Origin of the sequence: Kitasatospora phosalacinea, assembly GCF_000717185.1 — a bacterium.
Classification (GTDB): domain Bacteria; phylum Actinomycetota; class Actinomycetes; order Streptomycetales; family Streptomycetaceae; genus Kitasatospora; species Kitasatospora phosalacinea_A.
Map to the genome: position 1 here is coordinate 1 of NZ_JNYE01000076.1, position 15,812 is coordinate 15,812.

Sequence of the window (15,812 nt, forward strand, 5' to 3'; positions counted from 1 at the left end):
GGGTCCGGCGGGGCGGCGCGCCGCCGGTTTGGCGGGGGCCGGCCGGGGGCAGCCTCGGCTGGACGAGGGGGCTACCGCCATGGCCGGAGAGCGCGCACCGCGGAGCGGCCCAGGGGGGTTCCTCGGCCCGGTCGAGCCGGGCGAGGGCACCTGGGCCCCGCTCGTGCTGCGCCCCGCGCCGCCCCCGGAGCCTCCGCCCCGGCTGCTGAGCAAACGTCAGAAGTACCTGCTGGCAAGTTTCTTGCTGCTGCTCGCGCTGGCGCTGACGATCCTGCGCGCCGCGAACTACCCTGAGCAGGCGGCGAATTCACCTCCGCCGCAGGATGTTCCTTTTCCTTCGCAGTCCACCCGGTTCGAGTACGTCGGCCCGGCCCCGGACCGCCCGGAGGCCTTCGCGCTGGAGCTGGCGGTGCACAACACCGGCCCCGGCCCGGTGGACGTGCTGGGGGTGCGGCAGGGGTACCGGGGGCTGACCGTGCTGGTGGCGGGTTGGCTGCCGCGGACGGTGCCGCCCGGCGGGACGGTGTCGCTGCGGGTGGGCCTGCGGGTGACGGACTGCTCGGGGGCCCCCGCGGACGCGACCCTCCCTTTCCTGGATGTAACGCTGCGTAACACGCGCGCAATGGAGACCGTGAGCGAGATCCTGGGCGCCGACTACGCCCGGGACCTCTCCGCGGCGCTGCACGCGGCCTGCGACGGCACCGATAACCGGACGCCCGCGACCAGCACCGACGACCCGGACAAACCTGTTCGATAAACGGACAACCCGGTGGTGACCAGGGAGTTGGCGAGTGCAAGCATCCGCGACTCGGGACGGAGCCCGGAATTTCGGGCTCCACCTGGGGTTTTCGACCATGATGTGAGATCAACTTCCGCAATGGTCATAACAAGAGAATCACAGCCTCTCCTGTCCCACTGCCCGAGTCGGCACCGGCGGTCTAGAGTCACGCCCAGTCACCGCGCCGTCCGGTTTTCGGGCTGGGCCGTCGCGATCCGGCACCGCCAGCCCTGTGCGCGTGTCCTCCAGATCCAGAAGGAGACCCTCGTCGTGCGAAAGAGCTCACTCCTTGTCGTGACCATTGCAGTGACCGCGGCGCTGACGCTGTCCGCCTGCGGTTCGCGCGGCGGCAAGTCCGACTCCGGCGCGGACAACGCGGGCGCCAGCAACGGCGGCGGCAACAGCAGCAGCACCAAGGTCGTGATCGGCATCGACGCCCCGATCAGCGGCAGCCTGTCGGCCCTGGGCCTCGGCATCCGGAACTCGGTGGAGCTCGCGGCCAAGCAGGCCAACGCCAAGAACTACGTCCCGGGCGTGACCTTCTCCATCGAGGCCAAGGACGACCAGGCCAACCCGACCACCGGCAAGCAGAACGCCACCGCCCTGGTCGACACCAAGGGCGTCGTCGGCGTGGTCGGCCCGCTCAACTCCAGCGTCTCGCTGACCATGCAGAAGGTCTTCGACGACGCCAAGCTGGCCCAGATCTCCCCCGCCAACACCAGCCCCGACCTGTCGCTGGGCCCGGACTGGGGCAGCGGCAAGTTCGCCCGCCAGTACCAGTCGTACTTCCGCACCGCCACCACCGACGTGGTGCAGGGCAAGTTCGCCGCCCAGTACCTGTACAACGACGCCAAGAAGACCAAGGTCTACGTCATCGACGACAAGAAGACCTACGGCGCGGGCCTGGCCTCCATCTTCGCGGACGAGTTCAAGCGGCTCGGCGGCACCGTGGTCGGCACCGACCACATCAACCCGGGCGACAAGGACTTCTCCGCGATCGCCACCAAGGTCGCCGGGGCCGGCGCCGACTCGGTCTACTACGGCGGCGAGTACCCGGACGCCGGCCCGCTCAGCGACCAGCTGAAGAAGGGCGGCGCGAAGGTCCCGCTGTTCGGCGGCGACGGCATCTACGACCCGGAGTTCGTCAAGCTCGCCAACGGCAACGGCGAGGGCGACCTGGCCACCTCGGTCGGCGTCCCGGTCGAGGAGCTGGACAGCGCCAAGGAGTTCGTCGCCAACTACACCGCGGCCAACTACAAGGACCCGTACGCGGCCTACGGCGGCTACTCGTACGACGCCGCCTGGGCGATCATCGAGGCGGTCAAGGCCGCCGTCGAGCACAACGGCGGCAAGGTCCCGGCCGACCTGCGCACCCAGGTGCTGGCGGAGCTCGGCAAGGTGAAGTTCACCGGCGTCACCGGCCCGGTCGCCTTCGACGAGTACGGCGACACCACCAACAAGCAGCTGACCGTGTACAGCGTCCAGTCCGGCGCCTGGAAGAAGGTCAAGAGCGGTACGTACAGCGGCTGACCCGCACCGCACTCCCCCCGCTAAGACAGCCGTGAGGCGGAGGGCACCACAAGTGCCCTCCGCCTTCTCGTACCCCCCAATCCACGGAGGCCCGCGGTGCACGAACTGCCGCAAAACCTGGCCAACGGACTGATGCTCGGCCTGATGTACGGCCTGATCGCCATCGGCTACACGATGGTCTACGGCATCGTCCAGCTCATCAACTTCGCCCACGGCGAGATCTTCATGATCGGCGGCTTCGGCGCGCTGACCGCCTACGCGGCGCTGCCGCACGGCACCTCCCTCTGGCTGGCGCTGCCGGTCATGATCCTCGGCGGTGTGATCGCCTCCGTGCTCACCGCCACCGCCGCCGAGCGGTTCGCCTACCGGCCGCTGCGCACCGCGCCCCGGCTGGCGCCGCTGATCACCGCGATCGGCCTGTCGATCGCGCTGCAGCAGGTGGTGTGGGCGTTCTACCCGGGCGGCAAGAAGGCGCTGTCCTTCCCGCAGTTCGGGGGCGACCCGATCGGCCTGGGCTCCTTCCACCTGCAGCGCAACGACCTGTTCCTGCTGGTCGCGGCGCCGCTGTGCATGCTGGTGCTGGCCGCCTTCGTGCGGCTGACCCGCACCGGCCGGGCCATGCAGGCCACCGCGCAGGACCCGGACACCGCGAAGCTGATGGGCATCGACACCGACCGGATCATCGTGGTCGCGTTCGCGCTGGGCGCGGCCTTCGCGGCCGTCGCGGCGGTCGCGCACGGCCTGCGCTACGGACAGGTCGACTTCACGATGGGCTTCCTGGCCGGTCTGAAGGCGTTCACCGCGGCGGTGCTGGGCGGCATCGGCAACGTCTACGGCGCGATGCTGGGCGGCCTGGTGCTGGGCGTCGCCGAGTCGATGGCCACCGCGTACGTCCAGGACGTCCCCGGCATGCACCAGCTCGGCGGCGGCGCCTGGGCCAACGTGTGGGCGTTCGTGCTGCTGATCGTCGTCCTGCTGGTGCGGCCGCAGGGCCTGCTGGGCGAGCGCGTCGCGGATCGGGTGTGAGGACGATGACCGAGAGCACGACCCACGAGACCACCCCGGTCCTGCCGCTGCCCGCGCACCTCGCGCTGGGCGCGGCGGTCGGCGGCGGAGTACTGGCCGCCGCGTCCGCGGCGATGTCCTGGACGTGGACGCCGGACTTCCCCGGCGACCTGACGTACTACGGCTCCCCGGCCGGCCTGCAGTGGCTGGCCCTGGTCGGCGGCGCGCTGACCGCGCTGCTGGCGCTGGCCGCCCGCGGGCTGAAGGGCCTGCGCTGGCTGAGCCCCTCGGGCAGCGGCAACGGCGTGCTGTTCGCCGCGCTCGGCACCTTCGCGGTGTGCTGGTACGCGGTGGTGGCGATCGCCGTGGAGCTGGACGGCCTGGTCAACCTGGACCCGGGCGGCTGGCTGGCCGCGGTCGGTTCGCTGCTCGCCGTCCTGGGCGCGCTCGGCCTGCCGCTGGACCGCCGCCGCACCGTCCGCCACCCCGAGCTGCACTGGGGCCTGTACGCGGCGCTGGCGGTCTCCGCGGTGCTGCGGCTGGGCCTGGGCCAGGGCTGGGCGCTGCACGCCGTGCCGCCGGGCATCCGGCCGCTCTTCACCGAGAACCTGTGGTTCTTCGTCGCCCTGCCCGTGGCGATCGCGCTCTTCCGGCTGTGGCGCCTGCTGGACGGCTGGCTGCGGATCGGCCGGATCGAGCGTCCGCTGCCCGCCGCCCGCGCCCTGCCGGGCTGGGCGGAGATCCTGGTGGTGACCGCGGTGTTCGCGGTGGGCCTGGGCGTGGTCGAGTTCGGCGTCTCCACCGAGTACGGGGAGCTGTTCGTCGGCTTCCTGCTGCTGACCGCCTTCGCCACCGCGGCGCTGCTGGCGTCCGGCGCGGTGGGCCGGCTGCGCGAGCTGACGGCCCGGCACCGGGCGGTGACCACGGGCGCGGCGTTCGCCGCGGCGGGCGCGTTCCCGTTCACCCAGAGCAGCGAGACGTACGTGCTGATCGGCACCAACATCCTGATCTTCGCGACGGTGGCGCTCGGCCTGAACGTGGTGGTGGGCCTGGCGGGCCTGCTGGACCTCGGCTACGTGGCCTTCCTGGGCGTGGGCGCGTACGCGGCGGCGCTGGTGTCGGGTTCGCGGTTCTCGGTCTTCCGGGACCTGCACCTGCCGTTCCCGGTCGCGGTGCTGATCGGTGCGGCGGCGGCGCTGGTGTTCGGCGTGGTGATCGGCGCGCCGACGCTGCGGCTGCGCGGCGACTACCTGGCGATCGTGACGCTGGGCTTCGGCGAGATCTTCCGGATCGCGATGAACAACCTGGACGGCACGTCGGGCCCGAGCCTGACCAACGGCCCGAACGGCATCGCGGCGATCCCGGACGTCAACCTGTTCGGCTTCGACTTCGGCGAGGCGCACGACTTCGGGCTCCTGCACCTGGGCAAGAACGGCAACTACCTGCTGCTGATGCTGGTGGCCACCGCGGTCGTGGTGACGGTGTTCGCGCGGGTCGCCAACTCCCGGATCGGCCGGGCCTGGGTGGCGATCCGGGAGGACGAGACGGCGGCCGAGGCGATGGGCATCAACGGCTTCCGGGTGAAGCTGATCGCCTTCGCACTGGGCGCGACGCTGGCCGGTCTGGCCGGTGCGGTGCAGGCGCACGTGTCGGGCGCGGTCTCGCCCGACCAGTACCTGTTCAGCAGCCCGACGCCGCCGAACTCGGCGTTCCTGCTGGCCGCGGTGATCCTCGGCGGCATGGGCACCATCAGCGGCCCGCTGGTGGGCGCGGCCCTGCTGTTCCTGATCCCGGCGAAGCTGGAGTTCCTGCAGTCGTACCAGCTGCTGGCGTTCGGCGTGGCACTGATCCTGCTGATGCGCTTCCGCCCGGAGGGCCTGATCGCGGGCCGCCGGCAGCAGTTGGAGTTCCACGACGTGCAGTTGCCCGCGCAGGCCGCCCCGGCCGACGACGTACCGACCAAGGCGGGGGCGTGAGCACCGTGACCACCGAGACCAGGACCCCCGCCGCCGAGCCCGTGCTGGAGGCCTCCGGCGTGGTGATGCGCTTCGGCGGCCTGACGGCCGTGAACGACGTCGACCTGACGGTCCGCCAGGGCGAGATCGTCGGCCTGATCGGCCCGAACGGCGCCGGGAAGACGACCTTCTTCAACTGCCTGACGGGGCTGTACGTCCCGACCGAGGGCACCGTGAAGTACAAGGGCACGGTGCTGCCGCCGAAGCCGCACCTGGTCACCCAGGCAGGCATCGCCCGGACCTTCCAGAACATCCGGCTGTTCGCCAACATGACGGCGCTGGAGAACGTCCTGGTCGGCCGGCACACCCGCACCAAGGAGGGGCTGTTCTCGGCGATCCTGCGCGGCCCGGGCTACCGGCGGGCCGAGGCGGAGAGCCGGGAGCGGGCCCGGGAGCTGCTGGAGTTCTGCGGCCTCGGCGCGAAGGCCGACCACCTGGCCCGCAACCTGCCGTACGGCGAGCAGCGGAAGCTGGAGATCGCCCGGGCGCTGGCCTCCGACCCGGGGCTGCTGCTGCTGGACGAGCCGACCGCGGGCATGAACCCGCAGGAGACCCGGGCCGCCGAGGAACTGGTCTTCGCGATCCGGGACCTGGGCGTCGCGGTGCTGGTGATCGAGCACGACATGAAGTTCATCTTCAACCTGTGCGACCGCACCGCCGTGCTGGTGCAGGGCAAGAAGATCGTCGAGGGCGACCGGGAGACCGTCCAGAACGACGAACGGGTCGTCACCGCGTACCTCGGCGCCCCGCTCGAAGGAACCACCGCAGCTCAGGAGGACGGCCAGTGACCGCTCTGCTGGAGGTCGAGGACCTCCGTGTCGCCTACGGCAAGATCGAGGCCGTCAAGGGCGTCTCGTTCACCGTCGAGCAGGGCAAGGTCACCACCCTGATCGGCACCAACGGGGCGGGCAAGACCACCACCCTGCGCACCCTGTCCGGGCTGCTGCGGCCGACCTCGGGCAAGGTCCTGTTCGACGGCCAGGCGATCGACACGGTGCCCGCGCACCGGATCGTCGCCCTGGGCCTGGCCCACTCCCCCGAGGGGCGGCACATCTTCCCGCGGATGACCATCGAGGAGAACCTGCTGCTGGGCGCCTTCCTGCGGCGCGACGCGGCGGGCATCGCCGCGGACGTCGACCGGGCCTGCACGCTGTTCCCGATCCTCGCCGAGCGCCGCAAGCAGGCCGCGGGCACCCTCTCCGGCGGCGAGCAGCAGATGCTCGCGATGGGGCGGGCGCTGATGTCCCGGCCCAAGCTGCTGATGCTGGACGAGCCGTCGATGGGCCTGTCGCCGCTGATGATGCAGAAGATCATGGCGACCATCGTGGAGCTGAAGGCCGCGGGCACCACCATCCTGCTGGTCGAGCAGAACGCCCAGGCCGCGCTCTCCCTCTCGGACCGCGCCTACGTGATGACCACCGGGAGGATCACCCTCTCCGGCACCGGCGCGGAACTGCTGCACGACGAGTCGGTGCGCCGCCAGTACCTCGGCGAGGACTGACCCGGGCACGCGAGCGCCCCCGTCCGATGCGATCGGACGGGGGCGCTGGTGCGCGCGGGGCGGCTCAGCCCTCGGCGGACTCCGCCTTCTTGCGGTCCTGGGCGGCGCCCTCCTCGATCACGGCCTCGGCGACGGCGGCCATCGTCATCCGGCGGTCCATCGAGGTCTTCTGGATCCAGCGGAACGCGGCGGGCTCGTTCAGGCCGAACTTGGTCTGCAGCACGCTCTTGGCGCGGTCGACCAGCTTGCGGGTCTCCAGTCGCTGCGAGAGGTCCGCGATCTCCTGCTCCAGGGTGCGCATCTCGGTGTAGCGGGAGACCGCCATCTCGATCGCCGGCACCAGGTCGCTCTTGCTGAACGGCTTGACGATGTACGCCATCGCCCCGGCGTCGCGGGCCCGGTCGACCAGCTCGCGCTGGGAGAACGCGGTCAGCATCAGCACCGGCGCGAGGTGCTGCTCGTGGATCCGCTCGGCGGCCGAGAGGCCGTCCAGGACCGGCATCTTCACGTCCAGGATGGCCAGGTCGGGCTTGAGCTCCTCGACCAGCCTGACCGCCGTCTCGCCGTCACCGGCCTCACCGACGACGGTGTAGCCCTCCTCCTCCAGCATCTCCTTGAGGTCGAGGCGGATGAGCGCCTCGTCCTCGGCGATGACGATTCGGGTGATCTGGGGCGAGTCGGTGTCAAGCGGCTGTGGCTGCTCGTCGGGGGTGCTCACGGGGCTCCTCGGTCCGGCGGGGTGCTGCATGCATGAGCCTACCCAGCTGCCATCGGGAGTGCGCACAGGGTATCCTTCTCCCACCCGCCCTCGCCGGGTTGGTGGAACGGCATACACGGATGTCTCAAACACATCTGCCCGAGAGGGCTTGCGGGTTCGAATCCCGCACCCGGCACTCACGATGACTTCTCGACCAAAGGGCAAGATCGCCGATGGCTCACCTTTTGGGGTGAAGTCCGGCGAGTCAGCCCCTGGCGGGACTATGACCGGCGATGCTGCCGCCATGGTTGAGCGATCGATCCGGGACCAGGCGACCCACCTGCTGCGACAGGGGGTCTCGAACGCCGACGTCGCCCGGAGGCTGTGCGTGCCGAGCGGCACGGTCGCGTGGTGGAAACACCGAGACCTCGCCGGACGGGGCACGCTACCCGGCCGGAAGCGGTCGACCTGCCCTCGCTGCTTCGGCGATCCCCTCGACGGCCCCGCCTACTGCTACCTCCTCGGCCTCTACCTCGGGGACGGCCACATCACGCACCCCGTGCAGCACCGCAGCCCGGCTCTCTCGATCACCTGCGACGACAAGTGGCCCGGGGTGACGGACTCCGTCGAGCGGGCCATGCGCGTGGTGCTGCCCCGCAACCGACCCTGCCGGGTTCGCCGTACCGGCTGCCACGACGTCAAGGTCTACTCGACCCACCTGGTCTGTCACTTCCCCCAGCACGGTCCCGGGAAGAAGCACGAGCGCCCCGTCGTCCTCGAGCCCTGGCAGCGGGAGCTGGCCGACCGCCACCCCTGGGAGCTGCTGCGCGGGCTGATCCACTCCGACGGCTGTCGGATCACCAACCGGGCGACCCGGACGGTGCGCGGCGAGGTCCGGCGCCACGAATACCCGCGGTATCTCTTCACCAACGCCTCGCCCGACATCGTGCGGCTGTTCACCGACACCCTTGATGCCGTCGGCGTGCCGTGGAAGTCGAACCGGCGGGCGTCCGGAGCGGTGAACGTCTCGATCGCCCGCCGGGCTGCCGTGGAACTACTGGACGCGCACGTCGGCCCGAAGGACTGACGGTGCGGGGCTCGTTCTTGTCGGTGAGCGGCGGCAGGCCCGCGGCGAGGATCTCCTCCTCGGCGGCCGCGACGATCCGGGCCGTGGTCTCCACCGTCTCGACCGAGGTCTCGCCGCCTCGGAGCCGTCGCGCCGCCCGGCGCCCTCACCCCACCACCAGCGTGAGCACCGCCGGGTCGTCCGGCCGCTGCCCGTCCGCCGCCCGCAGGGTGTACGTCCCGGCGGTGTCGCCGTAGAAGTCGAACCAGGCCGCCAGGCTGACCCGGTCCGTTCGGTCCGGGTAGGTGGTGAGCGTGACCGGGACGCTCGGGGCGACCTGCCGCCCGTCGGGGAGGGTCAGCTGCCAGCCGAGCGCCTCGCCGATCGCCCCGGCCGGGGCGTCGAGCAGCACCTGCACGGTGTGCTGGCCCTGCTTGAGGCCGCGCAGCACCCGGCTGTCGTGGTTGACGGTGAGGCCGTTGTCGAGCAGCAGCGCGGTGCTGCCGGTGGCGTCGTCGCGCAGTTGGGCGGAGACCACGTCCCAGTGGAAGCGGCCGGTGTCCAGGGTCGCCGCGGAGGCGTGCAGCGGGACGGGGGCCAGCGCCACCTGCTCCGGGCCGCGGTCGCCGACCGGCAGGACGGCCCGGGCCGAGCCGGGGTCCGGGTCGGTGAGCACCAGGGCCAGCCCGTCGAGGTCCGGCGGCTCCCCCTCCGGGCCGCCGCCCCGGAGCACCACGTGCACGGTGCCGCTGCCGGGATCGGACCGCTGCGGATCCGTCCTGGTGGTGCCGCTGTCGGCCACCGCCACCCCCTCGGACTCCAGCACGATCCGGGGGAAGGAGACGGCCACCTTCACCGGGGAGGCGGTGTCGACCCGCAGCACCAGGTCGTACACCGGCCCGCCGTCCTGCGCCCCGGCGACGGACAGGCTCTGCAGGGCGAACGACCGGCCGCCCCACCAGACCACCCGCTCCGGGTGCACGGTGACGGCCGTCGGCCGGGGCGAGGCGGTGGCGGTGGGCGCGGTGGCGGTGGGCGTCGGCGCGGGCGCCGGGTCCGGGTCCGACCAGGTGCAGCCGGTGGCGAGCAGGACGGCGAGGGCCGTGGCGGCGGCCGGGCCGAGGCGGTTTCCCGAGGTGGTCCCCCGAGGACGTGGTGCGGGCGCCCCGCGGCCTACTGCCGCGGCGTCAGCAGGGCCGTTCCGGTGCGGAGTCGTCTCCGGGCCGTACCCGGACCGGGACGCTCACCCGGCGACCAGGGTGAGCACCGCGGGGGCGTCGGGGGCGTCCTGGTCCACGGCCTCCAGGGTGTACGTCCCGGCGGTGTCGCCGTAGAAGTCGAACCAGGCCGCCAGGCTGACCCGGCCCGTCCGGTCGGGGTACGGGGTGGTGCCGAGCGGGACGCTGGGGGCCAGCCGCCGCCCGTCGGGCAGGGCCAGCCGCAGCGCGAGCCGGTCGCCGCCGGTGCCCCCGGGGGCCTCGAACAGGACCTCCACGGTGTGCTGACCGGGTTTCAGGGCGCGCAGCGCGCGGGGCACGAAGGGCGTGCTGCCGAGCGGCACGGCGGGGGCGGGCACCGGGCTGCCGGTGCAGTCCTCGCGCAGCCGGGCGGAGGCCAGCACGAGCCGGTGGCGGCCCGCCCGCAGGCTGTCGGCGGAGGCCCGCAGCGGGGTGGGCCTCAGGTCGGCGGCCTCCTGCCCGGGGTGCGCCCCGACCGGGAGCACCGCGCGGGCGGCGCCGGGGGCGGTCAGCACCAGGGCCAGCCGGTCCGGGTCGAGCTCCTCCCCGGGGGTGCCGACGTCCTGCACGGTGACGCTGAGCGAGGCCCGGCCGAACGGCGGCGGCTGTACCTCCAGCGGGCCGCTGACCGCGACGCCGTCGGCTTCCAGGGCCGCCCTGGGCAGCGCGGCCGCGACCGGCACCGGCGACTCGATGCCGACCTCCAGGACGAGTTCGACCCGGCTCCGGCCGCCCGGCTGGGCGGTGGCGGTGACTTCGGTGAGCCGGTAGGAGCTGCCGCCCCACCAGGCGGTCCGGTCCACCGTGACGGTGCGCGGGGACGGCCCCGCCGGGCTGCCGGAGGGCACCGCCCGCAGGGTGTCCGCGCCGAAGGGGGTGCACCCGGCGGTCAGGACGGCCGCGGCGCAGGCCACGGCGATGCGGCGGCGTATCAAACTGCGTCTTCCCCCCGGTCACGACACGGGCCCGACCCGCGCGGCCGCCGCCCAGGGCATGCTACCGACAATGCGTCAGGCCCCGGGCCGCGCGCCCGACGGGCCGCCGGACCCGCCCCCTCACCCGGGGGCGGGCCCGGCGGCGCGGGCGTCAGTTGTCGAGCTCGCCGACGTGGTGCACGCGCACCAGGTTGGTGGAGCCGGCCAGGCCGGGCGGGGAGCCGGCCGTGATGATCACGACGTCGCCGGGCTTGCAGCGGCCCAGGCTCAGCAGCGCCGAGTCGACCTGGGCGACCAGTTCGTCGGTGGTGGTGACGAACGGGCCGAGGAAGGTCTCCACGCCCCAGGTCAGCGCCAACTGGCTGCGCACGGCGGGCTCGTAGGTGAACGCCAGGACCGGGATCGGCGAGCGGTAGCGGGTCAGCCGGCGGGCGGTGTCGCCGCTCTGGGTGAACGCGATCAGGTACTTGGCGTCCAGGAAGTCGCCGATCTCGGCGGCGGCCCGGGCGACCGCGCCGCCCTGGGTGCGGGGCTTGTTCTTGTCGGTGAGCGGCGGCAGGCCCGCGGCGAGGACGTCCTCCTCGGCGGCCGCGACGATCCGGGCCATGGTCTTCACCGTCTCGACCGGGTACTTGCCGACCGAGGTCTCGCCGGAGAGCATCACCGCGTCGGTGCCGTCCAGCACCGCGTTGGCGACGTCGGACGCCTCGGCGCGGGTCGGCCGGGAGGCGTTGATCATCGAGTCCAGCATCTGGGTGGCGACGATGACCGGCTTGGCGTTGCGCTTGGCCAGCTTGACCGCGCGCTTCTGGACGATCGGCACCTGCTCCAGCGGGAGTTCGACGCCCAGGTCGCCGCGGGCGACCATGATGCCGTCGAAGGCGTCCACGATGGACTCCAGGTTGTCCACCGCCTGCGGCTTCTCGATCTTGGCGATGACCGGGACCCTGCGGCCCTCCTCGGCCATGATCCGGTGCACCTCCTCGACGTCCTTCCCGCTGCGCACGAACGACAGCGCGATGATGTCGGCCCCGGTCCGCAGCGCCCAGCGCAGGTCCTCGACGTCCTTGTCGGAGAGCGCGGGCACGGAGACGGCGACGCCGGGGAGGTTGAGGCCCTTGTGGTCGGAGACCAGTCCGCCCTCGATGACGATGCAGTGCACCCGGGGGCCCTCGACGTGGGTGACCTCCAGGCAGACCCGGCCGTCGTCGACCAGGATCCGCTCGCCGCGCGAGACGTCCGCGGCCAGGCCCTTGTAGGTGGTGCCGCAGATCTCCCGGTCGCCCGGGACGTCGTCGACGGTGATGGTGAACTCGTCCCCGCGTTCCAGCAGGACGGGCCCGTCGGCGAAGGTGGCGAGGCGGATCTTGGGGCCCTGCAGGTCGGCCAGCACCCCGACGCTGCGACCCGTCTCGTCCGAGGCCTTGCGGACCCGGTGGTAACGGTCCTCGTGCTCCGCGTGGGAGCCGTGGCTGAGGTTCAGTCGGGCGATGTCCATGCCCGCGTCGACCAGGGCCTTGATCTGGTCGTACGAGTCCGCGGCAGGCCCGAGAGTACAAACGATTTTTGCTCGGCGCATACAGCAGAGCCTAGGCATTACCGGGTCGTAACAGCGCGGTTCCGGCCAGTCCTCCCATGGCAGTTGACAGAAGATTCGGTGAACGGACCTGCACCGTGCGGCGGGTGGTGCCCGGGGTGAGCGCCCGCCGCACGGGTTGACGCACGCGCGTGCGTCCCGGCCGGGGCCCGGGGGCCGCCGCGGGGCAGGTCGGCGACACGCGGGGGTCACCCGCCCCTCACCTGTTGGACGGCCGGGGGGTCTGGCCCCGGCGGCCGGAAAGCGGCAGACTGCCACCCACGTTTCTACGCGCGTCACCACGGGTGGCGGGGTGCTGCCTGCCCCGCCCCGGACGCCCGCTGACCGCCCGCACCACCCGACTTGGAGTCCTCGATGCCCCTGAACCGCCGTGACTTCGTCACCCGCTCCGCCGCCACCGCGGCCGGTGCCGCCCTGGCCGGCGGCCTCGCGACCGGCCCCGCCGCCGCCGCGGACCACGACCGGGACGACGCCCGCGGCAGGGGACCCGCCCCCTTCAAGGCCGCCTTCACCGTGATGGGCACCACCGACCTGCACGGCCACGTCCTCAACTGGGAGTACTTCACCGACTCCGAGTACGACGACAAGGCGCGCAACGACGTCGGCCTGGCCAAGATCTCCACCCTGGTCGAGCAGGTCCGCCGGGAGAAGGGCCGCGGCCGCACCCTGCTGATCGACGCGGGCGACACCATCCAGGGCACCCAGCTCTCCTACTACTTCGCCCGGGTCGAGCCGATCACCGGCACGAAGGCCCCGCGCCACCCGATGGCCGCCGCGATGAACGCCATCGGCTACGACGCCGCCGCGCTCGGCAACCACGAGTTCAACTACGGCATCCCGCTGCTGCGCGCCTACCAGGACCAGCTGGAGTTCCCGCTGCTCGGCGCCAACGCGGTCGACGCCAAGACCGAGAAGCCCGCCTTCCCGCCGTACGTCATCCGCGAGCTGCGCCTCGGCCACGGCCGCCCGCTGCGGGTCGGCATCCTCGGCCTGACCAACCCCGGCATCGCGATCTGGGACAAGGCCAACGTGCAGGGGCAGCTGGCCTTCCCGGGCATCCCGGAGATCGCCGCCAAGTGGGTCCCCAAGGTCCGCGCGGCGGGCGCCGACGTGGTCGTGGTCACCGCGCACACCGGCGTGGACGGCGGCTCCTCCTGGGGCGACCAGCTGCCGTACTCGGAGAACGCGGGCGCCGAGACCGCCGCCACCGTCCCCGGCATCGACGCGATCCTGGTCGGCCACGCCCACAAGGAGATCCCGCAGCGGATCGTGGTCAACGAGCGGACCGGCAAGGAGGTCGTCCTCTCCGAGCCCGCGCTCTGGGGCGAGCGGCTGACCTGCTTCGACTTCGAGGTCGAGTTCGCCCGCGGCGAGTGGACCGTCACCGGCGTCAGCGCCCGGCTGCTGAACTCCAACACCGTCGCCGAGGACCCGGGGATCGTCGCGCTGGTCGCGGCGCAGCACGAGAAGGTCGTCGCCTACGTCAACCAGGTCATCGGCAGCTGCAAGGAGGCCCTCTCCATCGCCGAGGCCCGGTTCAAGGACACCCCGATCATCGACCTGATCGGCCGCGTCCAGGCCGACGCGGTGCGCGACGCGCTGGCCGGCGGCCCCTACGCCGCCCTGCCGGTGCTCGCCCAGGCCGCGCCGTTCAACCGCACCGCGGCGATCCCGGCCGGCGAGGTCAAGCTGCGCGACGCGGCCGGGCTGTACATCTACGAGAACACCCTGGAGGCCCGGATCCTGACCGGCGCCCAGCTCAAGGACTACCTGGAGTACTCCGCCAAGTACTACGCCCAGGTCGCCCCCGGGGCCGCGATCGACCTCGACGCCCTGACCAACCAGGCGAACAACACCCCCGACTACAACTACGACTCGATCTACGGCCTGTCCTACGACATCGACATCGCGCAGCCCGTCGGCAGCCGCATCGTCAACCTGTCCCACCAGGGCGCGCCGGTCGACCCGGCCGCGCAGTTCGTCCTGGCCGTCAACAACTACCGCGCCAGCGGCGGCGGCAACTTCCCGCACGTGGCGGCCGCCCAGCAGGTGTGGGCGAACTCCGACGAGATCCGCAACACCATGATCTCCTGGGTGAAGGCCAAGGGCGTCATCGACCCGGCCGACTTCCACGGCGCCGACGGCTGGCGCCTGGTCCGGGCCGGCGTGCCGGTCTTCTAGCCGTCAACCGCCGGGGGCCGTAGGGGAGTTCATCCCCGGACGGCCCTCGGCGCACCCGGTGGGAACCGTCCTCCGCCCGGCCCCGTCCAACCCCCGTCCGGAGCACGGAGCCCGGAGCACGGACCGCGAGCCAGGGGGATGACGGAGCATGCGCGCACGAGCGGTACTCACGGCGGTCGCGGCGGCCCTGCTGCTGAGCGGCTGCGGGCCGGCCGGGTCGATCGAGCCGATGCCGACCGTCCAGCCGGGGGCGGACCGGATCACCGCCGGGCCCGAGGTGCGCCCCGCCACCGGCGCGTCCGCCGCGCGGGCCGCGGAGGTCGCCGCCGCCTGGCCCGGCTCCGAGCTGCAACGGACGTGGGAGCACGGCTACTTCCCGCTCGACGCCCCCACCGAGTGGCTGCCGGACGGGGCCTTCCGCGGCATGGGCGACAAGGCCGCCTACCTGGACGGCCGGATCGACCTGGGGACCGCCCTGCCGGTCTCGGTCTCCGGCCTCACCGAAGTCCGGTTCGCCGACGGCTCCGCCCTCGCCCTGCCGCAGCGCTCCGCGCAGGACGTCTACGCCTCGCTCACCCACCGCAGCGACTCCTGCGCCGCCGACTGCGACACCCGGCTCACCGTCACCGCCGTCCGGCCCGGCACCGCCACCGTCACCACCAGCCGCGGCCGGGCCACCATCGCCACCTGGGAGTTCACCCTCGACGGCTACGCCGGGCCGTTCCGCTACCCCGCCGTCCTCCCCCAGCAGCCGCCACCGCCCACCGGCACCCCGGACCAGCCCGACGACGGCATCCCCGCCGAGCTGCGCGCGGTCTCCCCCGACGGGCTGGTCCTCACCGCGGTCGTCCCGTACGGCTGCGCCGTCCCCGGCCCGGGCACCGTCTACGAGACCGACCGGGCGGTGGTCCTGATCGGCCGGGCCGACCCGCGCGGGCCCGGCCCGGACGGGGCCTGCGACGCCGCCCTGCACCTGGTCCCGGTCGAGTTCCGCCTCGCCCGCCCGCTCGGCACCCGCACCGTCCTGGGCCTGGCCGACGGCCGCCCGCAACTGCCCCGGCCGTAGGCCCGAGCAGCCCGCGCACGGAGGGGCGCGGGGAACTGCGCGGGCGGCCCCGCACCCGCCGCAGGATCGCGCGGTGACGCCAACCACCCACCCGTCCGGCGACCTTGCTGACGTGCGGCTCCCCTTCGCGCAGTTCCCCGTGCCCCGGCCTCACGCCCGCTCGGCACAGTTCCCCGTGCCCCCGGCCCCACGCCCGCTCGGCG

Annotated in this window: 13 protein-coding genes and 1 tRNA gene; 10 read left to right on the plus strand and 4 right to left on the minus strand. The window is 72.8% G+C overall.

Annotation, left to right across the window (positions count from 1 at the left end):
- The first annotated feature begins 79 nt into the window (after positions 1 to 79).
- The 6 genes from OO57_RS39835 to OO57_RS27260 all read left to right on the plus strand — a co-directional run bounded on the left by OO57_RS39835 (position 80) and on the right by OO57_RS27260 (position 6,829).
- A complete protein-coding gene (locus OO57_RS39835; RefSeq protein WP_063737653.1) occupies positions 80 to 757 on the plus strand; it encodes a hypothetical protein in 678 nt (225 codons plus the stop codon).
- Positions 758 to 1,048: 291 nt separating this feature from the next.
- Positions 1,049 to 2,308 carry a branched-chain amino acid ABC transporter substrate-binding protein gene (locus tag OO57_RS27240; protein ID WP_033255326.1) on the plus strand — a complete coding sequence of 420 codons (1,260 nt, stop codon included), beginning with the start codon at positions 1,049 to 1,051 and terminating at the stop codon, positions 2,306 to 2,308.
- A gap of 96 nt (positions 2,309 to 2,404) precedes the next feature.
- Complete coding sequence (locus OO57_RS27245) at positions 2,405 to 3,334, plus strand: branched-chain amino acid ABC transporter permease (RefSeq protein WP_033255327.1); 930 nt, start codon at positions 2,405 to 2,407, stop codon at positions 3,332 to 3,334.
- Positions 3,335 to 3,339: 5 nt separating this feature from the next.
- Entirely contained in the window at positions 3,340 to 5,289 is a 1,950-nt protein-coding gene (locus tag OO57_RS27250; RefSeq protein WP_035790158.1) for a branched-chain amino acid ABC transporter permease, read from the plus strand.
- Positions 5,286 to 6,116 (plus strand): ABC transporter ATP-binding protein, encoded by an 831-nt coding sequence (locus tag OO57_RS27255; protein ID WP_033255329.1) that lies wholly within the window; start codon positions 5,286 to 5,288, stop codon positions 6,114 to 6,116. The genes OO57_RS27250 and OO57_RS27255 overlap by 4 nt, the downstream gene beginning before the upstream one ends.
- On the plus strand, positions 6,113 to 6,829 hold the full coding sequence (locus tag OO57_RS27260; protein ID WP_033255330.1) for an ABC transporter ATP-binding protein: 717 nt from the start codon (positions 6,113 to 6,115) through the stop codon (positions 6,827 to 6,829). Before OO57_RS27255 ends, OO57_RS27260 begins: the two co-directional genes overlap by 4 nt.
- A gap of 64 nt (positions 6,830 to 6,893) precedes the next feature.
- Here OO57_RS27260 and OO57_RS27265 read toward each other — a convergent pair whose 3' ends face one another.
- Positions 6,894 to 7,577, minus strand: coding sequence for an ANTAR domain-containing response regulator (locus OO57_RS27265; protein WP_380463050.1), 684 nt, complete (start codon positions 7,575 to 7,577; stop codon positions 6,894 to 6,896).
- Positions 7,578 to 7,639: 62 nt separating this feature from the next.
- Between OO57_RS27265 and OO57_RS27270 the strand changes: the two genes are divergently transcribed.
- Both OO57_RS27270 and OO57_RS27275 read left to right on the plus strand, forming a co-directional pair.
- Positions 7,640 to 7,722, plus strand: a tRNA-Leu gene (locus OO57_RS27270).
- 108 nt (positions 7,723 to 7,830) lie between these two features.
- A complete protein-coding gene (locus OO57_RS27275) occupies positions 7,831 to 8,613 on the plus strand; it encodes a hypothetical protein (RefSeq protein WP_033255332.1) in 783 nt (260 codons plus the stop codon).
- A gap of 145 nt (positions 8,614 to 8,758) precedes the next feature.
- Here OO57_RS27275 and OO57_RS44155 read toward each other — a convergent pair whose 3' ends face one another.
- The 3 genes from OO57_RS44155 to pyk all read right to left on the minus strand — a co-directional run bounded on the left by OO57_RS44155 (position 8,759) and on the right by pyk (position 12,344).
- Positions 8,759 to 9,574 carry a hypothetical protein gene (locus tag OO57_RS44155; RefSeq protein ID WP_033255333.1) on the minus strand — a complete coding sequence of 272 codons (816 nt, stop codon included), beginning with the start codon at positions 9,572 to 9,574 and terminating at the stop codon, positions 8,759 to 8,761.
- Between the two features lie 261 nt (positions 9,575 to 9,835).
- On the minus strand, positions 9,836 to 10,765 hold the full coding sequence (locus OO57_RS27285) for a hypothetical protein (RefSeq protein ID WP_033255334.1): 930 nt from the start codon (positions 10,763 to 10,765) through the stop codon (positions 9,836 to 9,838).
- A gap of 151 nt (positions 10,766 to 10,916) precedes the next feature.
- Positions 10,917 to 12,344, minus strand: coding sequence for a pyruvate kinase (pyk, locus tag OO57_RS27290; RefSeq protein ID WP_033255335.1), 1,428 nt, complete (start codon positions 12,342 to 12,344; stop codon positions 10,917 to 10,919).
- 372 nt (positions 12,345 to 12,716) lie between these two features.
- Here pyk and OO57_RS27295 point away from each other — a divergent pair, with 372 nt between their 5' ends.
- Positions 12,717 to 14,543 (plus strand): bifunctional metallophosphatase/5'-nucleotidase, encoded by a 1,827-nt coding sequence (locus tag OO57_RS27295; RefSeq protein WP_033255336.1) that lies wholly within the window; start codon positions 12,717 to 12,719, stop codon positions 14,541 to 14,543.
- Positions 14,544 to 14,691: 148 nt separating this feature from the next.
- Positions 14,692 to 15,609: a hypothetical protein gene (locus OO57_RS27300; protein WP_033255337.1), complete on the plus strand. Its 918-nt coding sequence runs from the start codon at positions 14,692 to 14,694 to the stop codon at positions 15,607 to 15,609.
- Positions 15,610 to 15,812: the final 203 nt, after the last annotated feature.